This is a genomic window from Ignavibacteriota bacterium (genome assembly GCA_016708125.1).
Classification (GTDB): Bacteria; Bacteroidota; Ignavibacteria; order Ignavibacteriales; family Melioribacteraceae.
This window is the reverse complement of the sequence record JADJGF010000001.1, coordinates 1,432,383-1,449,170: the sequence shown is the minus strand read 5'-3', so window position 1 is coordinate 1,449,170 and position 16,788 is coordinate 1,432,383. Positions and strand designations below refer to the sequence as shown.

Annotated in this window: 16 protein-coding genes; 6 read left to right on the top strand and 10 right to left on the bottom strand. The window is 30.9% G+C overall.

What is annotated here, in order from left to right; genetic code table 11:
* Positions 1 to 8 precede the first annotated feature (8 nt).
* The 3 genes from IPH62_06515 (at position 9) to IPH62_06505 (ending at position 3,731) form a co-directional block, all read left to right on the top strand.
* On the top strand, positions 9 to 1,508 hold the full coding sequence (locus tag IPH62_06515; protein MBK7104919.1) for a TolB family protein: 1,500 nt from the start codon (positions 9 to 11) through the stop codon (positions 1,506 to 1,508).
* 21 nt (positions 1,509 to 1,529) lie between these two features.
* Positions 1,530 to 2,303, top strand: coding sequence for a creatininase family protein (locus IPH62_06510; GenBank protein MBK7104918.1), 774 nt, complete (start codon positions 1,530 to 1,532; stop codon positions 2,301 to 2,303).
* 120 nt (positions 2,304 to 2,423) lie between these two features.
* A complete protein-coding gene (locus IPH62_06505; GenBank protein ID MBK7104917.1) occupies positions 2,424 to 3,731 on the top strand; it encodes a metallophosphoesterase family protein in 1,308 nt (435 codons plus the stop codon).
* A 39-nt stretch (positions 3,732 to 3,770) separates the two neighbouring features.
* On the opposite strand, the gene IPH62_06500 is transcribed toward IPH62_06505, so the two are convergent.
* The 10 genes from IPH62_06500 to IPH62_06455 form a co-directional block, all read right to left on the bottom strand.
* The gene (locus IPH62_06500; protein MBK7104916.1) at positions 3,771 to 4,346 is read right to left on the bottom strand and encodes a cytochrome c3 family protein; all 576 of its coding nucleotides are present in this window, start codon (positions 4,344 to 4,346) and stop codon (positions 3,771 to 3,773) included.
* A 138-nt stretch (positions 4,347 to 4,484) separates the two neighbouring features.
* Complete coding sequence (locus IPH62_06495; GenBank protein ID MBK7104915.1) at positions 4,485 to 5,789, bottom strand: hypothetical protein; 1,305 nt, start codon at positions 5,787 to 5,789, stop codon at positions 4,485 to 4,487.
* An 11-nt stretch (positions 5,790 to 5,800) separates the two neighbouring features.
* Entirely contained in the window at positions 5,801 to 7,765 is a 1,965-nt protein-coding gene (locus IPH62_06490; GenBank protein MBK7104914.1) for a hypothetical protein, read from the bottom strand.
* A gap of 3 nt (positions 7,766 to 7,768) precedes the next feature.
* Positions 7,769 to 8,344 carry a hypothetical protein gene (locus tag IPH62_06485; protein MBK7104913.1) on the bottom strand — a complete coding sequence of 192 codons (576 nt, stop codon included), beginning with the start codon at positions 8,342 to 8,344 and terminating at the stop codon, positions 7,769 to 7,771.
* 23 nt (positions 8,345 to 8,367) lie between these two features.
* On the bottom strand, positions 8,368 to 9,435 hold the full coding sequence (locus IPH62_06480) for a hypothetical protein (GenBank protein MBK7104912.1): 1,068 nt from the start codon (positions 9,433 to 9,435) through the stop codon (positions 8,368 to 8,370).
* 96 nt (positions 9,436 to 9,531) lie between these two features.
* Entirely contained in the window at positions 9,532 to 10,140 is a 609-nt protein-coding gene (locus tag IPH62_06475) for a cytochrome c3 family protein (protein ID MBK7104911.1), read from the bottom strand.
* A 172-nt stretch (positions 10,141 to 10,312) separates the two neighbouring features.
* Positions 10,313 to 10,963 (bottom strand): response regulator transcription factor, encoded by a 651-nt coding sequence (locus IPH62_06470; GenBank protein ID MBK7104910.1) that lies wholly within the window; start codon positions 10,961 to 10,963, stop codon positions 10,313 to 10,315.
* Positions 10,950 to 12,293 carry a sensor histidine kinase gene (locus IPH62_06465; protein ID MBK7104909.1) on the bottom strand — a complete coding sequence of 448 codons (1,344 nt, stop codon included), beginning with the start codon at positions 12,291 to 12,293 and terminating at the stop codon, positions 10,950 to 10,952. Before IPH62_06465 ends, IPH62_06470 begins: the two co-directional genes overlap by 14 nt.
* Positions 12,274 to 13,956, bottom strand: coding sequence for a hypothetical protein (locus IPH62_06460; protein ID MBK7104908.1), 1,683 nt, complete (start codon positions 13,954 to 13,956; stop codon positions 12,274 to 12,276). Before IPH62_06460 ends, IPH62_06465 begins: the two co-directional genes overlap by 20 nt.
* Before the next feature lie 2 nt (positions 13,957 to 13,958).
* Complete coding sequence (locus tag IPH62_06455; protein ID MBK7104907.1) at positions 13,959 to 14,936, bottom strand: 6-bladed beta-propeller; 978 nt, start codon at positions 14,934 to 14,936, stop codon at positions 13,959 to 13,961.
* Positions 14,937 to 15,127: 191 nt separating this feature from the next.
* Between IPH62_06455 and IPH62_06450 the strand changes: the two genes are divergently transcribed.
* From IPH62_06450 to IPH62_06440, 3 genes are all read left to right on the top strand, one after another.
* Entirely contained in the window at positions 15,128 to 16,015 is an 888-nt protein-coding gene (locus IPH62_06450) for an SPFH domain-containing protein (GenBank protein ID MBK7104906.1), read from the top strand.
* Between the two features lie 63 nt (positions 16,016 to 16,078).
* The gene (locus IPH62_06445) at positions 16,079 to 16,243 is read left to right on the top strand and encodes an Arc family DNA binding domain-containing protein (protein ID MBK7104905.1); all 165 of its coding nucleotides are present in this window, start codon (positions 16,079 to 16,081) and stop codon (positions 16,241 to 16,243) included.
* Positions 16,244 to 16,319: 76 nt separating this feature from the next.
* Positions 16,320 to 16,778, top strand: coding sequence for a DUF1569 domain-containing protein (locus IPH62_06440; GenBank protein MBK7104904.1), 459 nt, complete (start codon positions 16,320 to 16,322; stop codon positions 16,776 to 16,778).
* The last annotated feature ends 10 nt before the right edge of the window (positions 16,779 to 16,788 follow it).

Sequence of the window (16,788 nt, the reverse complement as noted above, 5' to 3'; positions counted from 1 at the left end):
GTGTAAGAATGAAACATCCCTTTGCGCATGTGATGATCCTTTTTTTATTCCCATTATATTTTGCTTCTGCCCAAGTTAAAAATGATTCTATCGGAATTTTTGAAAACAGCGTCGATGTTGGAAATGTTTTAGTAGCTGGTTCTGCGGTTTTTAATTCAAATAAAAATTCTTACAAAATTAGCGGAAGCGGTGAAAATATGTGGTTTGATAAAGACGCATTTCACTATGTTTGGAAAACAATCTCCGGTGATTTTTCGCTTTCTTCAGAAATAAATTGGATTGGTACCGGCACAAATCCGCATAGAAAAGCTGGAATAATAATTAGACAAAATTTAAATGCCGGTTCTGCATACATTGACGCTGTAATTCACGGCGACGGATTAACCTCCCTTCAATATCGTGAAACAGAAACCGGAACAACTCGAGAAATCCAATCAAATATAAAATCGCCAAATAAAATTAACCTTGAAAAAATTGGAAATGATGTACACTTATCAACTTCAGAAAATGATAAAGATTTTCAATATTCCGGGTGTAGTTTCAAAATTAATTTCGATGAGCCTTTTTATGTTGGAATTGGCGTTTGTTCGCATGATAAAAATATTCTTGAGACTGCAATATTCTCAAATGTTGAACTCAAAACATTTAATCAAATTGCCGATGGAGAAGAAATGTTAGAAAGCTCTTTAGAAACTATCAATATTGAGTCGAAAGATAGAAAAGTAATTTATCATACAAAAAATCATATTGAAGCGCCTAATTGGTCTTTGGATGGAAAATATTTTATTTTCAATAGTAATGGATTGTTGTACAAACTTTCGGCAATCGGCGGAACTCCGGAAAAAATAAATACAGACTTTGCAATTCGATGTAATAACGATCATGGTCTTTCACCGGATAATAGTCAAATAGTAATTAGTGATCAGTCCGAACAAGATGGAAAATCAAGAATTTATACTTTACCCGTAATCGGAGGAACTCCGAAATTAATTACAAAAAATGCACCGAGTTATTGGCATGGCTGGTCTCCAGATGGAAACACTTTAGTTTATTGTGCAGAAAGAAATGGAGAGTATGATGTTTATTCAGTTTCGATAAATGGCGGAGACGAAACCCGACTTACTTATGCAAAGGGATTGGATGACGGTCCGGAATATTCACCGGATGGAAAATTTATTTATTTTAATTCTGTAAGAACCGGCAAAATGCAAATTTGGCGAATGAATTCCGATGGAAACGAACAAACTCAAATTACAAATGATGAATTCAACAATTGGTTTCCCCATCCTTCGCCAGATGGAAAATGGATTGTTTTTTTAACTTATGAAAAAGATGTTGATGGACATCCGACAAATAAAGATGTTATGTTAAGACTAATGTCTCTTGAAACCGGAGAAATTCAAATTCTTACAAAATTATTTGGCGGACAAGGAACTATAAATGTTCCGTCTTGGTCGCCCGATAGTAAGAATATTGCTTTTGTGAGTTATAGAATAACTTGGTATTAACAATTTTAAAATTGGTATAAAATGTCAATCAGACCATATGTTTTATCAGAACTTAATTGGAAAACTGTTAAAGAATCAGAATACAAAGTTGCTATTCTGCCGTGGGGCGCAACCGAAGCCCACAATTATCATCTTCCTTATTCAACAGATTCATATCAAAGTGAATATATTGCAATTGAATCTGCAAAAATTGCTTCCGAAAAAGGAGCGAGTGTAATTGTGCTTCCAAATATTCCATTTGGAGTAAATACTTCGCAGCTTGGAATTAAGCTAACTATAAATATGAATCCATCAACACAAATATTTTTGCTGAAAGACATTGTTGATTCTTTAGTAAAACACAATATTGAAAAGTTGGTAATTTTAAACGGACACGGCGGAAATGATTTTAAACCGGCAATTAGAGAATTACAGAATGTTTTTCCAAATGTTTTTATTGCACAAATAAATTGGTTTCAAATTTTAAATCATTCAAATTATTTTGAAGTTTCCGGTGAACATGCAGACGAAATGGAAACCAGCAATATGCTCGCAATTAAACCGGAATTAGTTTTACCACTTGATGAAGCCGGTGATGGAAAGTTAAATAAATTTACAATTAACGGTTTTAATGAAGGCTGGGTTTGGGCTCCAAGACTTTGGCACAAAGCTACAAATGATACCGGAATTGGAAATCCAAAATTAGCAACTGCCGAAAAAGGAAAAAAATATTTAAATGATGTTACAAATATAATTGCAAAATTTTTGATTGATCTTTCTGAAGTTTCTATTAATAACCTATATGAAAACCATTAATCCCTTGTTTGTTTTTTTAAGTTTTCAGCAAAATTTTTAATTCCTTAACAATTCATTAATGATAATTTTGTAACTTCAATTTATAATTTCACAATCTATTAAATTTAGTTCGGACAATCGATGAGCATTTTATCTAAATCTAAAATTTTAATAATTTGTTTTATTTTATTAAGCTTAAATGTTTTTGCTCAAAAACCAGCAAGAACAGATGCCTTGGTTTCATTTGCAAATAACGGAGCTCCAGAAAATATAATTCTAACCTGGAAAGGAAATACTTCAACTTCTCAAGCCGTAACTTGGAGAACTGATTCAAGCATAGATTCCGGATTTGCAGAAATTGCTCTGGCAGATGCGTCTCCCGATTTTCTTCAATCTGCAATAAAATATTTTGCAATTACAGATTCACTCACAACCGAAAATGGATTGAAATATTATCACTCGGTAAATTTTGAAAATTTGAATCCAAATACTTTGTATGCTTACAGAGTTGGAAAAAGTGAACATTGGAGCGAATGGTTTCACTTCAAAACTGCTTCAGATAAAAATGAGCCTTTCAGCTTTATTTATTTTGGAGATGCACAAAATAATATTCTCTCGCTTTGGTCAAGAGCAATTCGATCCGCATATTCAGAAGCGCCAAAAGCAAAGTTCATGATTCATGCTGGGGATTTAATAAACAGAGCAAACGAAGATCGTGAATGGCGTGAATGGTTTGATGCTGGCGATTGGATTCATGCAATGGTTCCATCAATTCCTTCTCCCGGAAATCATGAATATGCAAAAGATGATTTGGGAAATAGATATTTAAGTAAATTTTGGAAACCGCAATTTACACTTCCGGAAAATGGTGTTGCCGGTTTGGAAGAATCCAACTATTATATTGATTACCAAAATGTGAGAATCATAAGTTTAAATTCTAATGAAAAACATGAGGAACAAGTTGCTTGGTTGGAAAATATTTTAAAAAATAATCCGCAAAAATGGACAGTTATAACTTATCATCATCCGTTATATTCCGGCGGCAGCGGAAGAGACAACAAAGAACTTCGCGATTTGTGGAAACCTATTTTCGATAAACATAATGTTGATATTGCTCTACAAGGTCACGATCATACTTACGCGCGCGGAAGAAATTTATTAAGCGGCGTAAATGTTAAAGATGAATCTGGCGGAACAATGTATGTAGTTTCCGTTAGCGGACCAAAAATGTACAAAATTAATGAAGAAAGATGGATGGATCGCGCGGCTCAAAATACTCAACTTTTTCAAATAATTAACGTTGATGGCGACACATTAAATTATAAAGCAATTACCGTTACCGGAAAAGTCTATGATGAATTTGATTTGGTGAAACAAAAAAACAAACCGAATTTATTAATTGATAAAAATCCCGGTCCGCCCGAAAGAGATTTTAATTCTAGGGATTAAATAATGCACAATCTAAAATAATTTAATTAACAATCGTGATTATTTAATATGGCAAGTAAGGCATAATTTACTTTTTTCATTTGAAATGATTAACATTTTTGTATCAGACCTTGTTTCGTGTGGATTATGACAAGAGGTACATTCCATTTTTCCATCAATCAGCAAATCGTTCCTAATTGTATTTCCTAATCCGGATGGTGTGGTTTCGGGAATATAAAGTTCTCTATCTTTTTGGGCTAGTAAAAAATCATAAGTAAACGAAATTGGATGATTGTAATTCATTCCGGATCTAACAATATTATAAGTTTCATTGGTTATTCCGCTATTATCATCGGATGCAATTGTTCCATCGTGACAACTTAAACACATTTTTGAAATGTTGCTTGGCTGGCCCACATTTGCATCTAACGAGCTGCTTTCATATGGAATATAATATTCCTCAATTAAATTATTTGTCCACAAAGGTTTAAATGCGTCTTCACTTATATTATTTTGATTTACGTGACATATTTGGCAGTTGTTTTTGAGATTGGAATGAAAATTATTTTCTGTAAAATATTTTTGCGTTGTGAAAATTATAAAAATAATTGTAATTAAAATTCTAAAATTACTCATTGATGAACTATTTTCTGTTTTTAAATATTATCGCATAGAACCTCCTTTTGTTTTAGATAATTTGCTGAAATAAATTTTTAAAACAAAAAGCACCAAGTGTGGTCGGTGCTTTTTAAACTTACTGACTAAAATTAATATTTACTTTCGTGAGTATGAGAACTGTGCGTGGCAACCAGGAAGACATGATCCGCCAATTTCGGAAACTTTATAATTTATAGGCATTTGCCAATTTCCAAAGTAAACAAAATTGCCAAGAATATGCTGATTATCTGCTCCATGCATATCGTGACAGCTTTGGCAACTAATTGACTTTTTCTTCATTACATGAACGTAATGCAAATTTTGAGTCCCATTACGAAAATTAGTTTCGTTAGTAATTGTTTGACTGTTTAGCATTTTTGAATCGTGACAATTAAAACACAGCTCAAAAGATTCTTTTTTAGGAACAGTATAATTTCCCTTGGGAAATTTTGCAGATAGCAAACTTGTGTTTGGTGAAACATGGTGTAAGTGGCAATCATCACACTTACCGTTAATTAATGGTTTGTGTAAATATTTTTTGCTCATCGTTCCTAGAATATCAATATATTTTTCCTTGTTTTTTGTATTCTCACTATGGCATCTAAAACATAACGCTGGCTGCTCTTCAAGTAAAAGTTTACTAATTTCACCAGCGTGTGGTGTATGACATGATATACATTGTCCATCTTGTTTCAAAGGATCGTGAATAATTTTTGCTGTGGAAATTTCCACTTCAACATTTTTATGACAGCCAAAACATAAATCATTTTTTCCGCTAACTAACAAGTAATTTGAGGAAGATGAATGCGGTAAGTGACAATCTAAACATCCTTCTTCATAGACCGGATGTACGTTTGTAGATTTTAAAAACTCCTCTTTTTCTTGATGACATTGAAAACATAATCCGGGATCTTCTTTAACTAACAGATTTTTAAAATCCGATTGGTGAGATATGTGACAGCTTGAACATTGATGACTTACAAACGGACCATGCACAAACTTATGATCTTTGTTTTCTAATTTGTGACATTTGCTGCATGTTTCTTGCTGCGTGTTTCCTATTAGAATTCCTTTTTGTTCTGAGCTATGCGGCGAGTGGCAAGAAAGACATTTTCCTTCGTTAAACGGAGTATGAACTGTTTTTTTTATTATTTCTATATTATGGCACATTTTACATAGATTTTCATTTTCTTCAACTAAAACAAATTCGTTTCCAATTTGGTTTGGATGATCCCCTTTTACTTTTTCATGACAAGTTAAACATCCTTCTTTAATTGGTGAATGAACATATTGCTTTGTTAAAAAATTGTTGTGGCATTCTGCATTTGTACAATTTGTAACGTTTGACTTTTCTTGCGAAAATATTATTTGTGTGATCAAGAAAAATATTACTATTAATAATTCAGTGTTTTGTTTTTTCACTTTTAATCTCCTTAAAATTTGCGTTGTAATCTTATAAATCCGCCGATATAGTTTATTTTTTCTTCTATGAAGTTTCGATTATAGCTTTCTGCACCAAATGAAAAATAAAACTCTCTATAATTGAATCTTAATTCTCCTCTAAAAATTCCCAAATCTAAATTCATTCCCATGCCTTTTTGTACTCTATGGTTTGTCTCTAATTTCAGATCTAAATTTGATGTCAGTCTATAATTTATCATACTGTTTATATCGTGAAATTCCTGTTCATTTTTATCTTCTAATAATTCGACAAATTTTAAATTTCCCGTTATGCTTAAACTTAAATTATCGAATAACTTTGAACCTGCTCTTAAGTAATATCTTTTGGATTTTAAAGGAACTATATTGCTTTCGTAATTATCCAATTCAAATCCGGCAGTTATAAATTTGTAGTTTATTTTAATTCCAAAAACTTTTTGCGAAGTGATTTTTAAAATGTTTGCATAAGTGGTATTAATGTTATAATAATTATTACTTAATAGACGAAAGTAAAACTCAAACAAATTTTCTAATAAACTTATACTTGAATAAAACGTACTTGAATATGAATCATACTTGTATGATGGTTGTGTTTCTGCTCGATAATCTACAAAAACTTCAGATCCGTCTTCTATTAAACCCCCTGGCAGTCTTTGAACTTCCAGAAAATTATCTCTTCTAATTAATATGTAATCAATATTTTCTCTATAGATTATATCGTTAGTTAAACTTTTGATAATTATACTATAAACGTCTATAAATGGATTTGAAAGTATTGTAATTTCCGTATTCGTTAAAACTATTTTTTCGTTTAATATTAATAAATTATTCTCAAAATTTTTCTTTTCAACGTTTTGCTTACTATAATTGTACGAGAGCGTTAAAATTCCTTTAGGAATTTTTTTGCTATATAAAACTCCGCTACCATAATTATTTAATTGTTCATTAGAAAACGATTGATTGTTTCGTATATTTTCAAAAAAGATATGTGACTTAACACTTTTAAAAAGCTCGTGTTCTAAACGAAAATTTATGTTTTGCTGTGAATTTATAAACTCTGTACCAACCATTTTATTATAATTAAAATTTCCCAAAAGCTTTAATTTTTTTTCTAAAAAGTATAAAAAGCTTTCCGCCAATTGATATTTTTCATAGTCGATATATCCTTGATTTTGTGAATAAAGAATGTTTGAAAATATTTTATTTTGGGCCGAAGAATCTAATTTAAGCACTGTGTTAAATGTAAAAGTGGAAATGTTACTGCTAATCTTATGTAAATTCGAGTATTCGTTTTTATAACTATCAAATGAAGCGGATAATTTATTTTCATCCATTTTAGAAAATTCAAAACTTGAGTTAAGTTTAATGTTGGTTCTATCGTTTAAGTATTTTCTATTTGTTCTTAATTCAGTTTGACTCATTTTATTATCTTGAAAACTCAAGTTTATTGGAGCAACTTTGTTTCTATAATTAAAAATTCCACCATAGGAAAAATTGTTGGATTCTAAATCCGTGGTATATTCACGGTTTGTAAAAATGTGGCTATACTGAGAAAAGGCCGAGAGATTTATTGGCAGTGATTGTAAAAATCTAACGTTTCCTCTTACACTTTCTCCAATTACAATATCTGTACGGTCCGGAATTACTAAGTAAATATTTTTTCTCGTTCCGGGATTAAATTGAAAGTTTGTTTCTAATGTTAGAAGATTTGGGTGATAAAAATAACTTTGTGTGTTTAATATTAATTGTCCCGTAATGGTTGAGTTTTTTAATTTATCTTTGTAAGAATTTCTTAAAAAAATATTTTGATATTTATATTCGCCTTCTGTTCCAATTAAACCATTTATCATTTGTATATCCCAAAATCTAATTGGATAATTATTCTGCTGGCTGTTTGCATTGACTGCCGCAATTAAATATAAAGTAGTAATTAACAATATTTGATGTTTGTAATTCATTAATCATTTAGTAAGTAAAAATCTATCCTTTCCACTATGCGGATCGTGGCAATCTAAGCACTGATATTCATCTGTAGCAAAATGGTGCTTGTTTTCATAAACGTATGTTGATTCATGACAATGCAGACAAAGATTCCTGCCGGTTCTTATAAGCAGAAATTTGTTCTCTGCAAAATGAGGACTATGACAAACTTTACAGTTTCCCATTGCAACCGGACCGTGTAGAGAAGGATTTTTTTGTGAATAATTTTCATGGCACTTATAACATAAAGTTGGAACCGCCAACACCAACTGATTACTTAATTCTAAATTATGACAATCTTTGCACAATCTATTTTTAAATGGCGGATGATAGATGTATGTTTTTTCTATAACATTGTTTTTTTGAGTTTTAAATTCAACGGTTTGTTTTACTTTTAATGAGTCAGTTTTTTCTTTTGGTTTTTCATTAGGATCATTTACTCCATCAAAGAATGTAGAAAGTATTTGATAATTTGTGCTTGACGAACAAGAATACGAAAGTAGAATTATTAAAAATAGTATTATAAGTTTTTTTCTATTTTTTTTTTCTGCTGCCATTCTATTATTGCTGTGCCTAAGCTCTATTTTTTTTTGGTTTCTACAAATCCATAAATATTTATTTTATTAGGACCATATTGATTTGTTACAAGTATTAAGTATTTTAACTTGAATTCATTGTGTACGTATTTTTGGAAGTATTCCAAATTTTCATAATCTATTATTACTTTTGCCGGAAGCCACATATCTCCAGCCTCCTTGTAACTTCCCCCAAAAAACATTAATAATTTCCCTTCCTTATTAAATATTTGAACGTTTTCAAATCCGGCATCTACTACATATAAATTGTTTTCTTTATCAACCGCGATTCCTTTCTGTCTTACAAATTGCCCCAAGTTTCTTCCATAACTGCCTATTGTTCTTAGATAATTTCCGTTTGTATCATAGACTTTAATGTTAAAGTCGCCAAAATCACTAACATAAACTTCTTTATCTGTTACAAATAAATTTGTTGGTGAAAGTAATTTTGAAAGTGAATCAGTAGTTGTTTTAGGAAATGAATTTTTATATGTGAAATCATTTTTGTTATATAATACAACTTTGTTATTCATCAAATCGGTAACCCAAATTATATTCTCTTTTACAAATATATCCGTCGGCTTTATTTGTTCTTCTAATCCAAAACAATTCAAATAATTTCTGTTTTCATCAAACACAACTATTTGCTGTCTTTCCGAATCGGCTACATAAATAGATCCCTCTCCATCCACAAAACAGTTAATTGGTTTTTTAAGTTCTCCAAATCCTTTGGGAATAAAGTATTCAAATGTTGAATTCTTTAAATCAACAATTACAAGTCCGCCAAGCATAGTATCACAGATATAAATAATTCCTTTTCGAATTGATATGCCATATGGTTTAATAATGGTTCGTTCTTCTTTTTTTCCAATAATTGATTCTAAGAATTCAGATTGCCCGGTTTCAATATCATTTGAGGTACTAATAGAAGTTAAATATTGAATTCTTGTCTTTTCCGGTGGTGGTGGATACAAAACCAAAGTTTTTTGTTGTGTAATTTCCTTTGTTGTTGAACAGCTTAAACTTATCAATAACAGAATACATAAACGGCTGATTAACGGAATTGTTTTCATAACTAATCGTATTATAAATTGAGATACCCTTTTTTTAACAAAAAAAAGAAGGCGACCTAAAAATCGCCTTCTTTTAATTTATCCTAAATTTAAATATTATTTATCGTGGCACGTTAAACAAAGAGCGCTTCCGTCATTTCCTTTTAACAATAATTTTGATATTCCCGAACCATTGTGTACATCATGACAACTGCTGCATTGCATTTTACTATTTTCAAGCATATCTGCATGAATAGTTCCGCCCAAACCGGAACTTGTGGAAGTTGGACTAAATAAATCGCCATCATTAGTAGCAAGATTCGCATCATAAACAAAGGAAATTGGATGATCGTTACTAAGATTATTACCTAAATTATCACTCCCGCCCAAAGGCGTTTCTGTGCTGGTGTGTCCTCCATAATTATCAACGGCAATGGTTCCATCGTGGCAGCTTAAGCATAATTTTGATGAACCGTCTGGTTGACCTACTGTGGCATCCATTGAATTTGTGTTTGTATAAATCGTATATGGGGTGGCAGATAACTCATGATTCCACAGTGGAGTCATGCCCGCTTTGTTATTGTGAGGAGCGTGGCAAGGCAAACATATTTGACCATTGCTCCATCCTTCATCTGAAAAATCATGAACAGATCCGGTAATTTGTCCATAATTTAAGTTACATACTATAAAAAATACGATAAATAAAACTGTGTTTCGGGTTTTCATTTTTCCCCCGCTGAAAAATTATTTAAATAAATTTGGATAATAAGAGATTAAGTTTTTCTATAACAACAATAAAACTTAGTATTTAATTATTAGTGTAATATTAATGAATTAACTGTGCTGGCGGAATAACCCAAAGGGTATAATTTTAAATACCCCAAAAGGAGTATGTCGGTTAAATTATTTGATGTGTATATGCATAACTTACTACTTCGGTAAAATTTTTTAATTCTAATTTATGAATTATGTTTTTTCTATGTTTAATTACAGTAAGTTCGCTTAAATATAATTTTGCTGCTATTTCTTTACTTGTTAAGCCGGTAGCAGCTAATTTGATTATTTCAATCTGTCTTTTGGTTAGAATTAATTCTTTGATGCTGTTTTCCTCATCAAGTTTTCCTTTGGCTGCAATATGATTTAATATTTTGTTTTTAATTTGCTCATTAAAGTATCTTTCACCAGAATATACTATTTCAATGGCTTTTAATAATTCCCTAATGCTTGAATCTTTATAAACAAATCCGTTAATGTTACTTTTAAAAGCATCAAAAACATATAATTCGTTATCAAGCATTGTAAGTATTAGAATTTTTATTGAATTTTTTATCTTTTTAATTTCCTTGGCAGTACTTAAACCGTCCTTTCCCGGTAAATTTATGTCCATTAAAACAACATCGGGATTTTTATATAAAATTTGCTCAATTGCATCAACACTATTTCCAGCTTCTCCAATAACAAACATATTTTCTTCTGAATTTAATGCCAGCTTTAAACTGTCCCTCACTATAACATGATCATCAACAAGAAATATTTTAATTTTGTTCATTGCTTTTTTCAATCCTTGGTAATTCAATAAATATTTTTGTTCCGTTATGAAGTGATGTTTCAATTTCCAAATTCCCTCCTAATATTTTTGCTCTTTCGCTCATTGAAATTAAACCATATTTTTTTGATTCGCCAAAAGTTTGTTCTAAATTAAATCCTATTCCATCATCTTGAATAACGCACAGAATTTGTTTTTCGAAAAAAGTAATACTGCTTTTAACAGAATTGGCTTTTGCGTGTTTTGTAATATTACTAAACGCTTCTTGGAAAATCCTATAAATTCCCAATTCTATTTCTTTCTTAAGCTGTGTGTAATTTCCGTTGATTCTAAAATCTAAATTATAATTTCCTATTTTGCTGCAATTATTAATTCTCGATCTAATTGCTTCAACTAATCCATACTTTTTTAATTCTGGCGGATAAAGTGCATAAACAATATTTTTTATATCGGCATTTGTATTTTGCAGATATTTAATTATTTCATCAAATTTTTCTGGAATTATATTGCATTCTTTTTTTAATAATTCAAGATGTAGTTTTGAAATCATAAGTTTTTGCCCAATTTCATCATGAAGTTCATTTGCTAATCTTGCTCTTTCGGTTTCAAGAATATCAAAAATTGTTTTCATTGAAATTTTATTGATTTCAAGTTCTTTGTCTGATTCATATCTTTTTATTCTATCTGTAATATCTTCAAGATTGCAAACTATTTTTTCAACATCGTTTTGGTTATTTGTAATTGGATATATATTTAACGTTAAAATTTTATCTAATTCTTCAATATAAATTGATTCGCTTTCAAAAGGTTTAATTTCGTTTCTTACCGAAAGAAAATTGTTTTCTAAACCTAAATTTGCAAAGTACTTGTTATCAAATAAATTTGATCCGGTCATTATTGATTTATCAAAATTGAAGTATTTGTTCCACGAAAGATTGGTTTCACTAATTTCAAAATTCTTGTTCAACAATGCTTTGGCAAAGGGTGATTGTGAAAATAAATCGCCAAATTCCTTTGTGCGTTGAATAACCATTTCTTCTAAGTGTTCATTTATGGTTTTAAGTTGATTTTCATACTTATTAATTCTCTTTAATAAAAAGACAATTAAAAAACTGAATGAAGTAAGCGTGAAAATCAACATAACTCTCATATAAAATTCATGCGAGGAAATGTTGGGAATAAAAACTTCCAGTAGTTCTTCTTCATAGAAAAACAAATAATCAATTACGGCATCTATAAACGCACCAACTATTCCGAACGCAATGGAAATGATTACGATGGAAAACGGACGTTTTTTTATTGTTTCTAACAGCTCAGTAAGTTTTTGGTGCATGAACTCTTCCGTGACAAGTTAAATAACAACTTCCTGTAAAATTACCATTATCTACAAATTCAAGTATTCCATTATGCGGCTCAGCTTCAGACAAATCAAAATTTATCAAGTTAGAATTATTAACTAAATTCCCTTGTGATGCATCAATTCCATGCGGATCATGACAAAAATTACATGGAATATTTGCAATAACAATATGCCTTCTATGAACTCTGTTTTGAAATCTGCCGACACCATTTATAATTTCATCTCTGTTGTGGCATTGATAGCATAGCTCGTAACTTAAGTATGACTCTGCCGTACCATAAATTTTTGAATAATTATATTTTAAAATTTGCGGATTTGAAGAGCCGTGCGGTCCTTTCGGAGAATTGCTGTCATCGCTTGAATGACAATTTGTGCAATAAATTAAACTTGTTTCCGTTAAAGGAGATACTAAACTTGGAACGCTGCTATTCTTACCCGTTCCTTCTATTGGATGAAATGATGGATTATTTATATCAAATTCCAATCTTGTGTTGTTCTGCTCAATTTGTCTAATTGTAATACTACCCGGTTTGTTTGGACTGTCTGCGTGACATCTATAACATAACTCATACTCATAATCAATTTGTAATTTTGAAATCCCTTCGGTATCTATTCCTTTCACACCTGAAATAAATCCGTTTGCAAATGGTGCATTTGCTGTACTGCTATTTAATTTATGTGGATTGTGACAGTCCGCGCATTCAACGTGCGCTTGAATTATTTCACTTGGTTCTATTGGATCATGAATTTGTGTGTAATTAAAAACATCATGTTTATATGGTTTATTCATTTGGGATAATATGTCGCTATCGGCAACATTACCATTGTGACAAGAAAGACAATTTATTTCTTCATTTTGAAACTTCATCAGTCTTTCTTTTCCTTCTGCATTATGTGGAGTGTGGCAGTTTTCACAACCATTTTGTGCAACGGTGTTGAGGGCACTGTTTGGCCATGGGTCGGTACCTATCCCGTTCCAACTTTTGATTGCCGAGCTGTGTGTTGATGAGTTCCATCCGTTTTTATCATGACAATTTATACATAATTGAGAGTACTCTCTCGTTTCGACTAAAAACTTTTCTGTTAAATTTAAATGCGGATCGTGACAAGAAGTGCATTGTAGTTTTGAGTTTTCTAACCTTACATTATTAACTAAGGAATTTGGATTTTTTAACTCATCATTCAAATCAGAAAGATGTGAGCTGTAAATTAAAGAAATTATATGATCATCAGATAAATCTGTTTCTAAATTCGTACTTTCGTTTGTTAAAGTAATCACATTGCCTGTAAAATTAATAACACTTTGTCTGCTCCAGAGAAGTCCAAGAGCAATTGTTCCATCGTGACAAGATAAACACAAGATTGATGATCCATCGGGTTGACCCGGACTTGCGTGAATTGTTGAACTGTTATATAATGTATAATTAAATCCGGTATCATATTTATTCCACAGCGGTTTTCTTGGAGTGCTTTTATGTGGCGTATGGCAAAAAACACATATTTCACTTTCTGTTGATGCTTTAATAGTTCCTGTTCCCGAAACAGAAAGATTATGTGCCGTACTTGAAATTGATTGAGCAAAATTCAAATTGAGGAATGAGAAAATAAAAATTAATAAAAGTATTTTCTTATACATTTCTATTCAAACACTAATTGAAAGATTTGGATTCTTGAGTTATAACTATCTGAAACATAAATTTTATTATTTTCATCAATAAAAATTCCTTGTGGCAGCCAAAATTTGTTTTCACTTTTTCCTTGGCTTCCAAATGAATTTAAATAGTTTCCATTAATATCAAAAATTTGTACCGAATGAAACAGTGCATCAACAATATAAATATTTCCAAATGAATCAACAGCAATGCCTTTAGGGCTTGCAAGATAACCGGTTGCATCGCCTTGTTCTCCAAACATTTTTATAAAATTTCCGTCCAAATCAAAAACCTGAACTCGATAATTCATTGAATCTACAATGTAAACATATCCATTTGAGTCTATCCAAATATGGGTAGGAAAATTAAACTCCCCGTCTCCTGTTCCTCGTAACCCTAAACTTTTCTTAATATTTCCATTTTCATCTAAAATCAAAATTGTGTGATCTCCTGTTTGAACACACCAAACTTCCTTTTTAATTTCGGAATATGCAATACCGGTCGGTCTGTTTATTCTGGGAGAATTGTTAAATATTTTCATTTTTTCTGCTTCTATTTCATAAAAATAGATTGCATTTTTTTTTGAATCGGAAAATAACAAACTTGAATTGTTTATTCTACACAGCCCAACTAAAGAGTTCAGTTCCTCAGTAAAAATTATTTTTTCAAAAATTTTATTTTTTATATCTACGGTTATTATCGTTTTCAATTGTTGATCTAAAATCCAATAATTGTTTGAATCAATTACTGTGGTATTTACCGGTTTAATTAAATTTTGTTCACTTTGTCCAAAAACGAAATCGGACACGACGTCCATTATGTCGGTTTTGAATAAATCAGATTTGCTTGAGACAGTTGTGACAAATTTTATTTTAAAATTTGGGTTCGGTGTCCCTTTTTCTTGCGAATGCGTTTTAAAAGAAAAGTAAGTGAAAACTAAAATAAATATAATTAAAGATTTCATATCGTTAAAATTTTAAAACGATTTGTTTGTCCACATTTAATTTAGTGAATTCAATTAATAAAAACTATATCCATATGCTTTGTATAGTTTTTTTATTTAAAATATTTACAGTCTTGACAAAAAGTACTTTTTTTATTATATAGCAATATGATATCACTTTAATATCACAATTATTTTTCTTTGGAGGAAAAATGAGCAAGGAAATTACAAAATCTGAAATGAGCGGCTGGACAGTTTTATTTTCAAATATTATACTTTCGCTTATTTCAATTGCACTTTTTATTTATGGAATTGTTATGTTATCGCGTTGGCACACCGATGGTGGCGGATTTGTTTTGGCTTTAGGAATTTTTCTTTTTCTACTTTCCTTTTTACTTTACTTTGGATTTTTTACTGTTGAACCAAATGAAGCTATTGTTTTAATACTCTTTGGGAAATATGTCGGAACCGAAAAAACTGTTGGTTTCCGCTGGGCAAATCCATTTTACACAAAAAAGAAAATTTCACTGCGCGTGAGGAATTTTGACAGCGAAAAATTAAAAGTGAATGATCAAAAAGGCAATCCCATTGAAATTTCTGCTGTTGTAGTTTGGAAAGTTGACGATACGGCAGAAGCTGTTTTTGAAGTCGATGATTATTTAAATTATGTTCACGTTCAATCCGAATCTGCAATTAGGCATTTGGCAACATCATATCCGTATGATAATTCTGAAGGTAATGAACTTAGTTTGCGTTCTTCAATCGATATTGTATCAGAACATCTGCAAAAAGAAATTCATGAAAGAGTAAGTGCCGCCGGCGTTACTGTTTTGGAAGCAAGAATTAATCATTTGGCATATTCTCCGGAAATTGCACAAGCAATGCTGCAAAGACAACAAGCAGAGGCAATTATTGCTGCACGACAAAAAATTGTTGAGGGCGCAGTAAGTATGGTTGAAATGGCTTTGGAAAGATTGAAAAAACAAAATGTAATTGAGTTGGATGAAGAAAGAAAAGCTAATATGGTGAGCAATTTAATGGTTGTTTTGTGTTCTGATAGAGCAACTCAGCCCGTAATTAATACCGGATCTTTGTACTAAAATAATAGAACACTGATAACACAGAAAAGTGGCTATTCACAAAAAAGTTGATCGAATTTTATAATGGCACAAAAAAAAGCAGTAATATTAAGAATTGATCCAAAACTTTGGAACGATTTAAATATTTGGGCAAAAGATGAAATTAGAAGTCTTAATGCACAAATTGAATACGTTCTGCGCGAAGCCGTTAAAAAACGAAAAGGCGAAAAGGAAAGTGATGGTTTATAAAAGATGCACTTTTTAAAACATCTAATCTTTCTTATTTTTGAAAAATTTTCTCAAACAGAACAAGGTCTGACCGATTATGAAAAATATATTAGATTTAGACAATATAAATTTTATTATTAATAGAATTAATTCTTTATCCAATGACACCCAAAGACTTTGGGGCAAGATGACGGTTAATCAAATGTTATGTCATTGCTCGGATCAGATAAAAATGGCTTGTGGAAAAATAAAAATTTCTTCTACTGGAAATTTTTTACAAAGGAGAATTTTAAAACACTTAATTCTTTTAGGATTGCCTGCACCAAAAGGAAGGGTTCAAACATATAAAGAGCTTGATCAAAATTTTAATGGAACAAAGCCAACCGATTTTGAAAAAGATAAGGAGTTTTTGATTAATACAATTCAAAATTTTAACCAATGTTATCCTGAGAATTTATTATTAACTCATTCAACTTTTGGAAAGATGAACAAAAAACAATGGGGAAGATTAATCTATATTCACTTGGATCATCACTTGAGGCAGTTTGGCGTTTAATCTCTGTTCT

What these genes read in the sequence shown, in the direction of transcription:
- IPH62_06500 (MBK7104916.1), bottom strand. Translation starts at nt 4,346, where the DNA reads ATGAGTAATTTTAGAATTTTAATTACAATTATTTTTATAATTTTCACA.
- IPH62_06515 (MBK7104919.1), top strand. Translation starts at nt 9, where the DNA reads ATGAAACATCCCTTTGCGCATGTGATGATCCTTTTTTTATTCCCATTA.
- IPH62_06475 (MBK7104911.1), bottom strand. Translation starts at nt 10,140, where the DNA reads ATGAAAACCCGAAACACAGTTTTATTTATCGTATTTTTTATAGTATGT.
- IPH62_06490 (MBK7104914.1), bottom strand. Translation starts at nt 7,765, where the DNA reads ATGAATTACAAACATCAAATATTGTTAATTACTACTTTATATTTAATT.
- IPH62_06485 (MBK7104913.1), bottom strand. Translation starts at nt 8,344, where the DNA reads ATGGCAGCAGAAAAAAAAAATAGAAAAAAACTTATAATACTATTTTTA.
- IPH62_06450 (MBK7104906.1), top strand. Translation starts at nt 15,128, where the DNA reads ATGAGCAAGGAAATTACAAAATCTGAAATGAGCGGCTGGACAGTTTTA.
- IPH62_06480 (MBK7104912.1), bottom strand. Translation starts at nt 9,435, where the DNA reads ATGAAAACAATTCCGTTAATCAGCCGTTTATGTATTCTGTTATTGATA.
- IPH62_06455 (MBK7104907.1), bottom strand. Translation starts at nt 14,936, where the DNA reads ATGAAATCTTTAATTATATTTATTTTAGTTTTCACTTACTTTTCTTTT.
- IPH62_06505 (MBK7104917.1), top strand. Translation starts at nt 2,424, where the DNA reads ATGAGCATTTTATCTAAATCTAAAATTTTAATAATTTGTTTTATTTTA.
- IPH62_06440 (MBK7104904.1), top strand. Translation starts at nt 16,320, where the DNA reads ATGAAAAATATATTAGATTTAGACAATATAAATTTTATTATTAATAGA.
- IPH62_06445 (MBK7104905.1), top strand. Translation starts at nt 16,079, where the DNA reads ATGGCACAAAAAAAAGCAGTAATATTAAGAATTGATCCAAAACTTTGG.
- IPH62_06465 (MBK7104909.1), bottom strand. Translation starts at nt 12,293, where the DNA reads ATGCACCAAAAACTTACTGAGCTGTTAGAAACAATAAAAAAACGTCCG.
- IPH62_06470 (MBK7104910.1), bottom strand. Translation starts at nt 10,963, where the DNA reads ATGAACAAAATTAAAATATTTCTTGTTGATGATCATGTTATAGTGAGG.
- IPH62_06510 (MBK7104918.1), top strand. Translation starts at nt 1,530, where the DNA reads ATGTCAATCAGACCATATGTTTTATCAGAACTTAATTGGAAAACTGTT.
- IPH62_06460 (MBK7104908.1), bottom strand. Translation starts at nt 13,956, where the DNA reads ATGTATAAGAAAATACTTTTATTAATTTTTATTTTCTCATTCCTCAAT.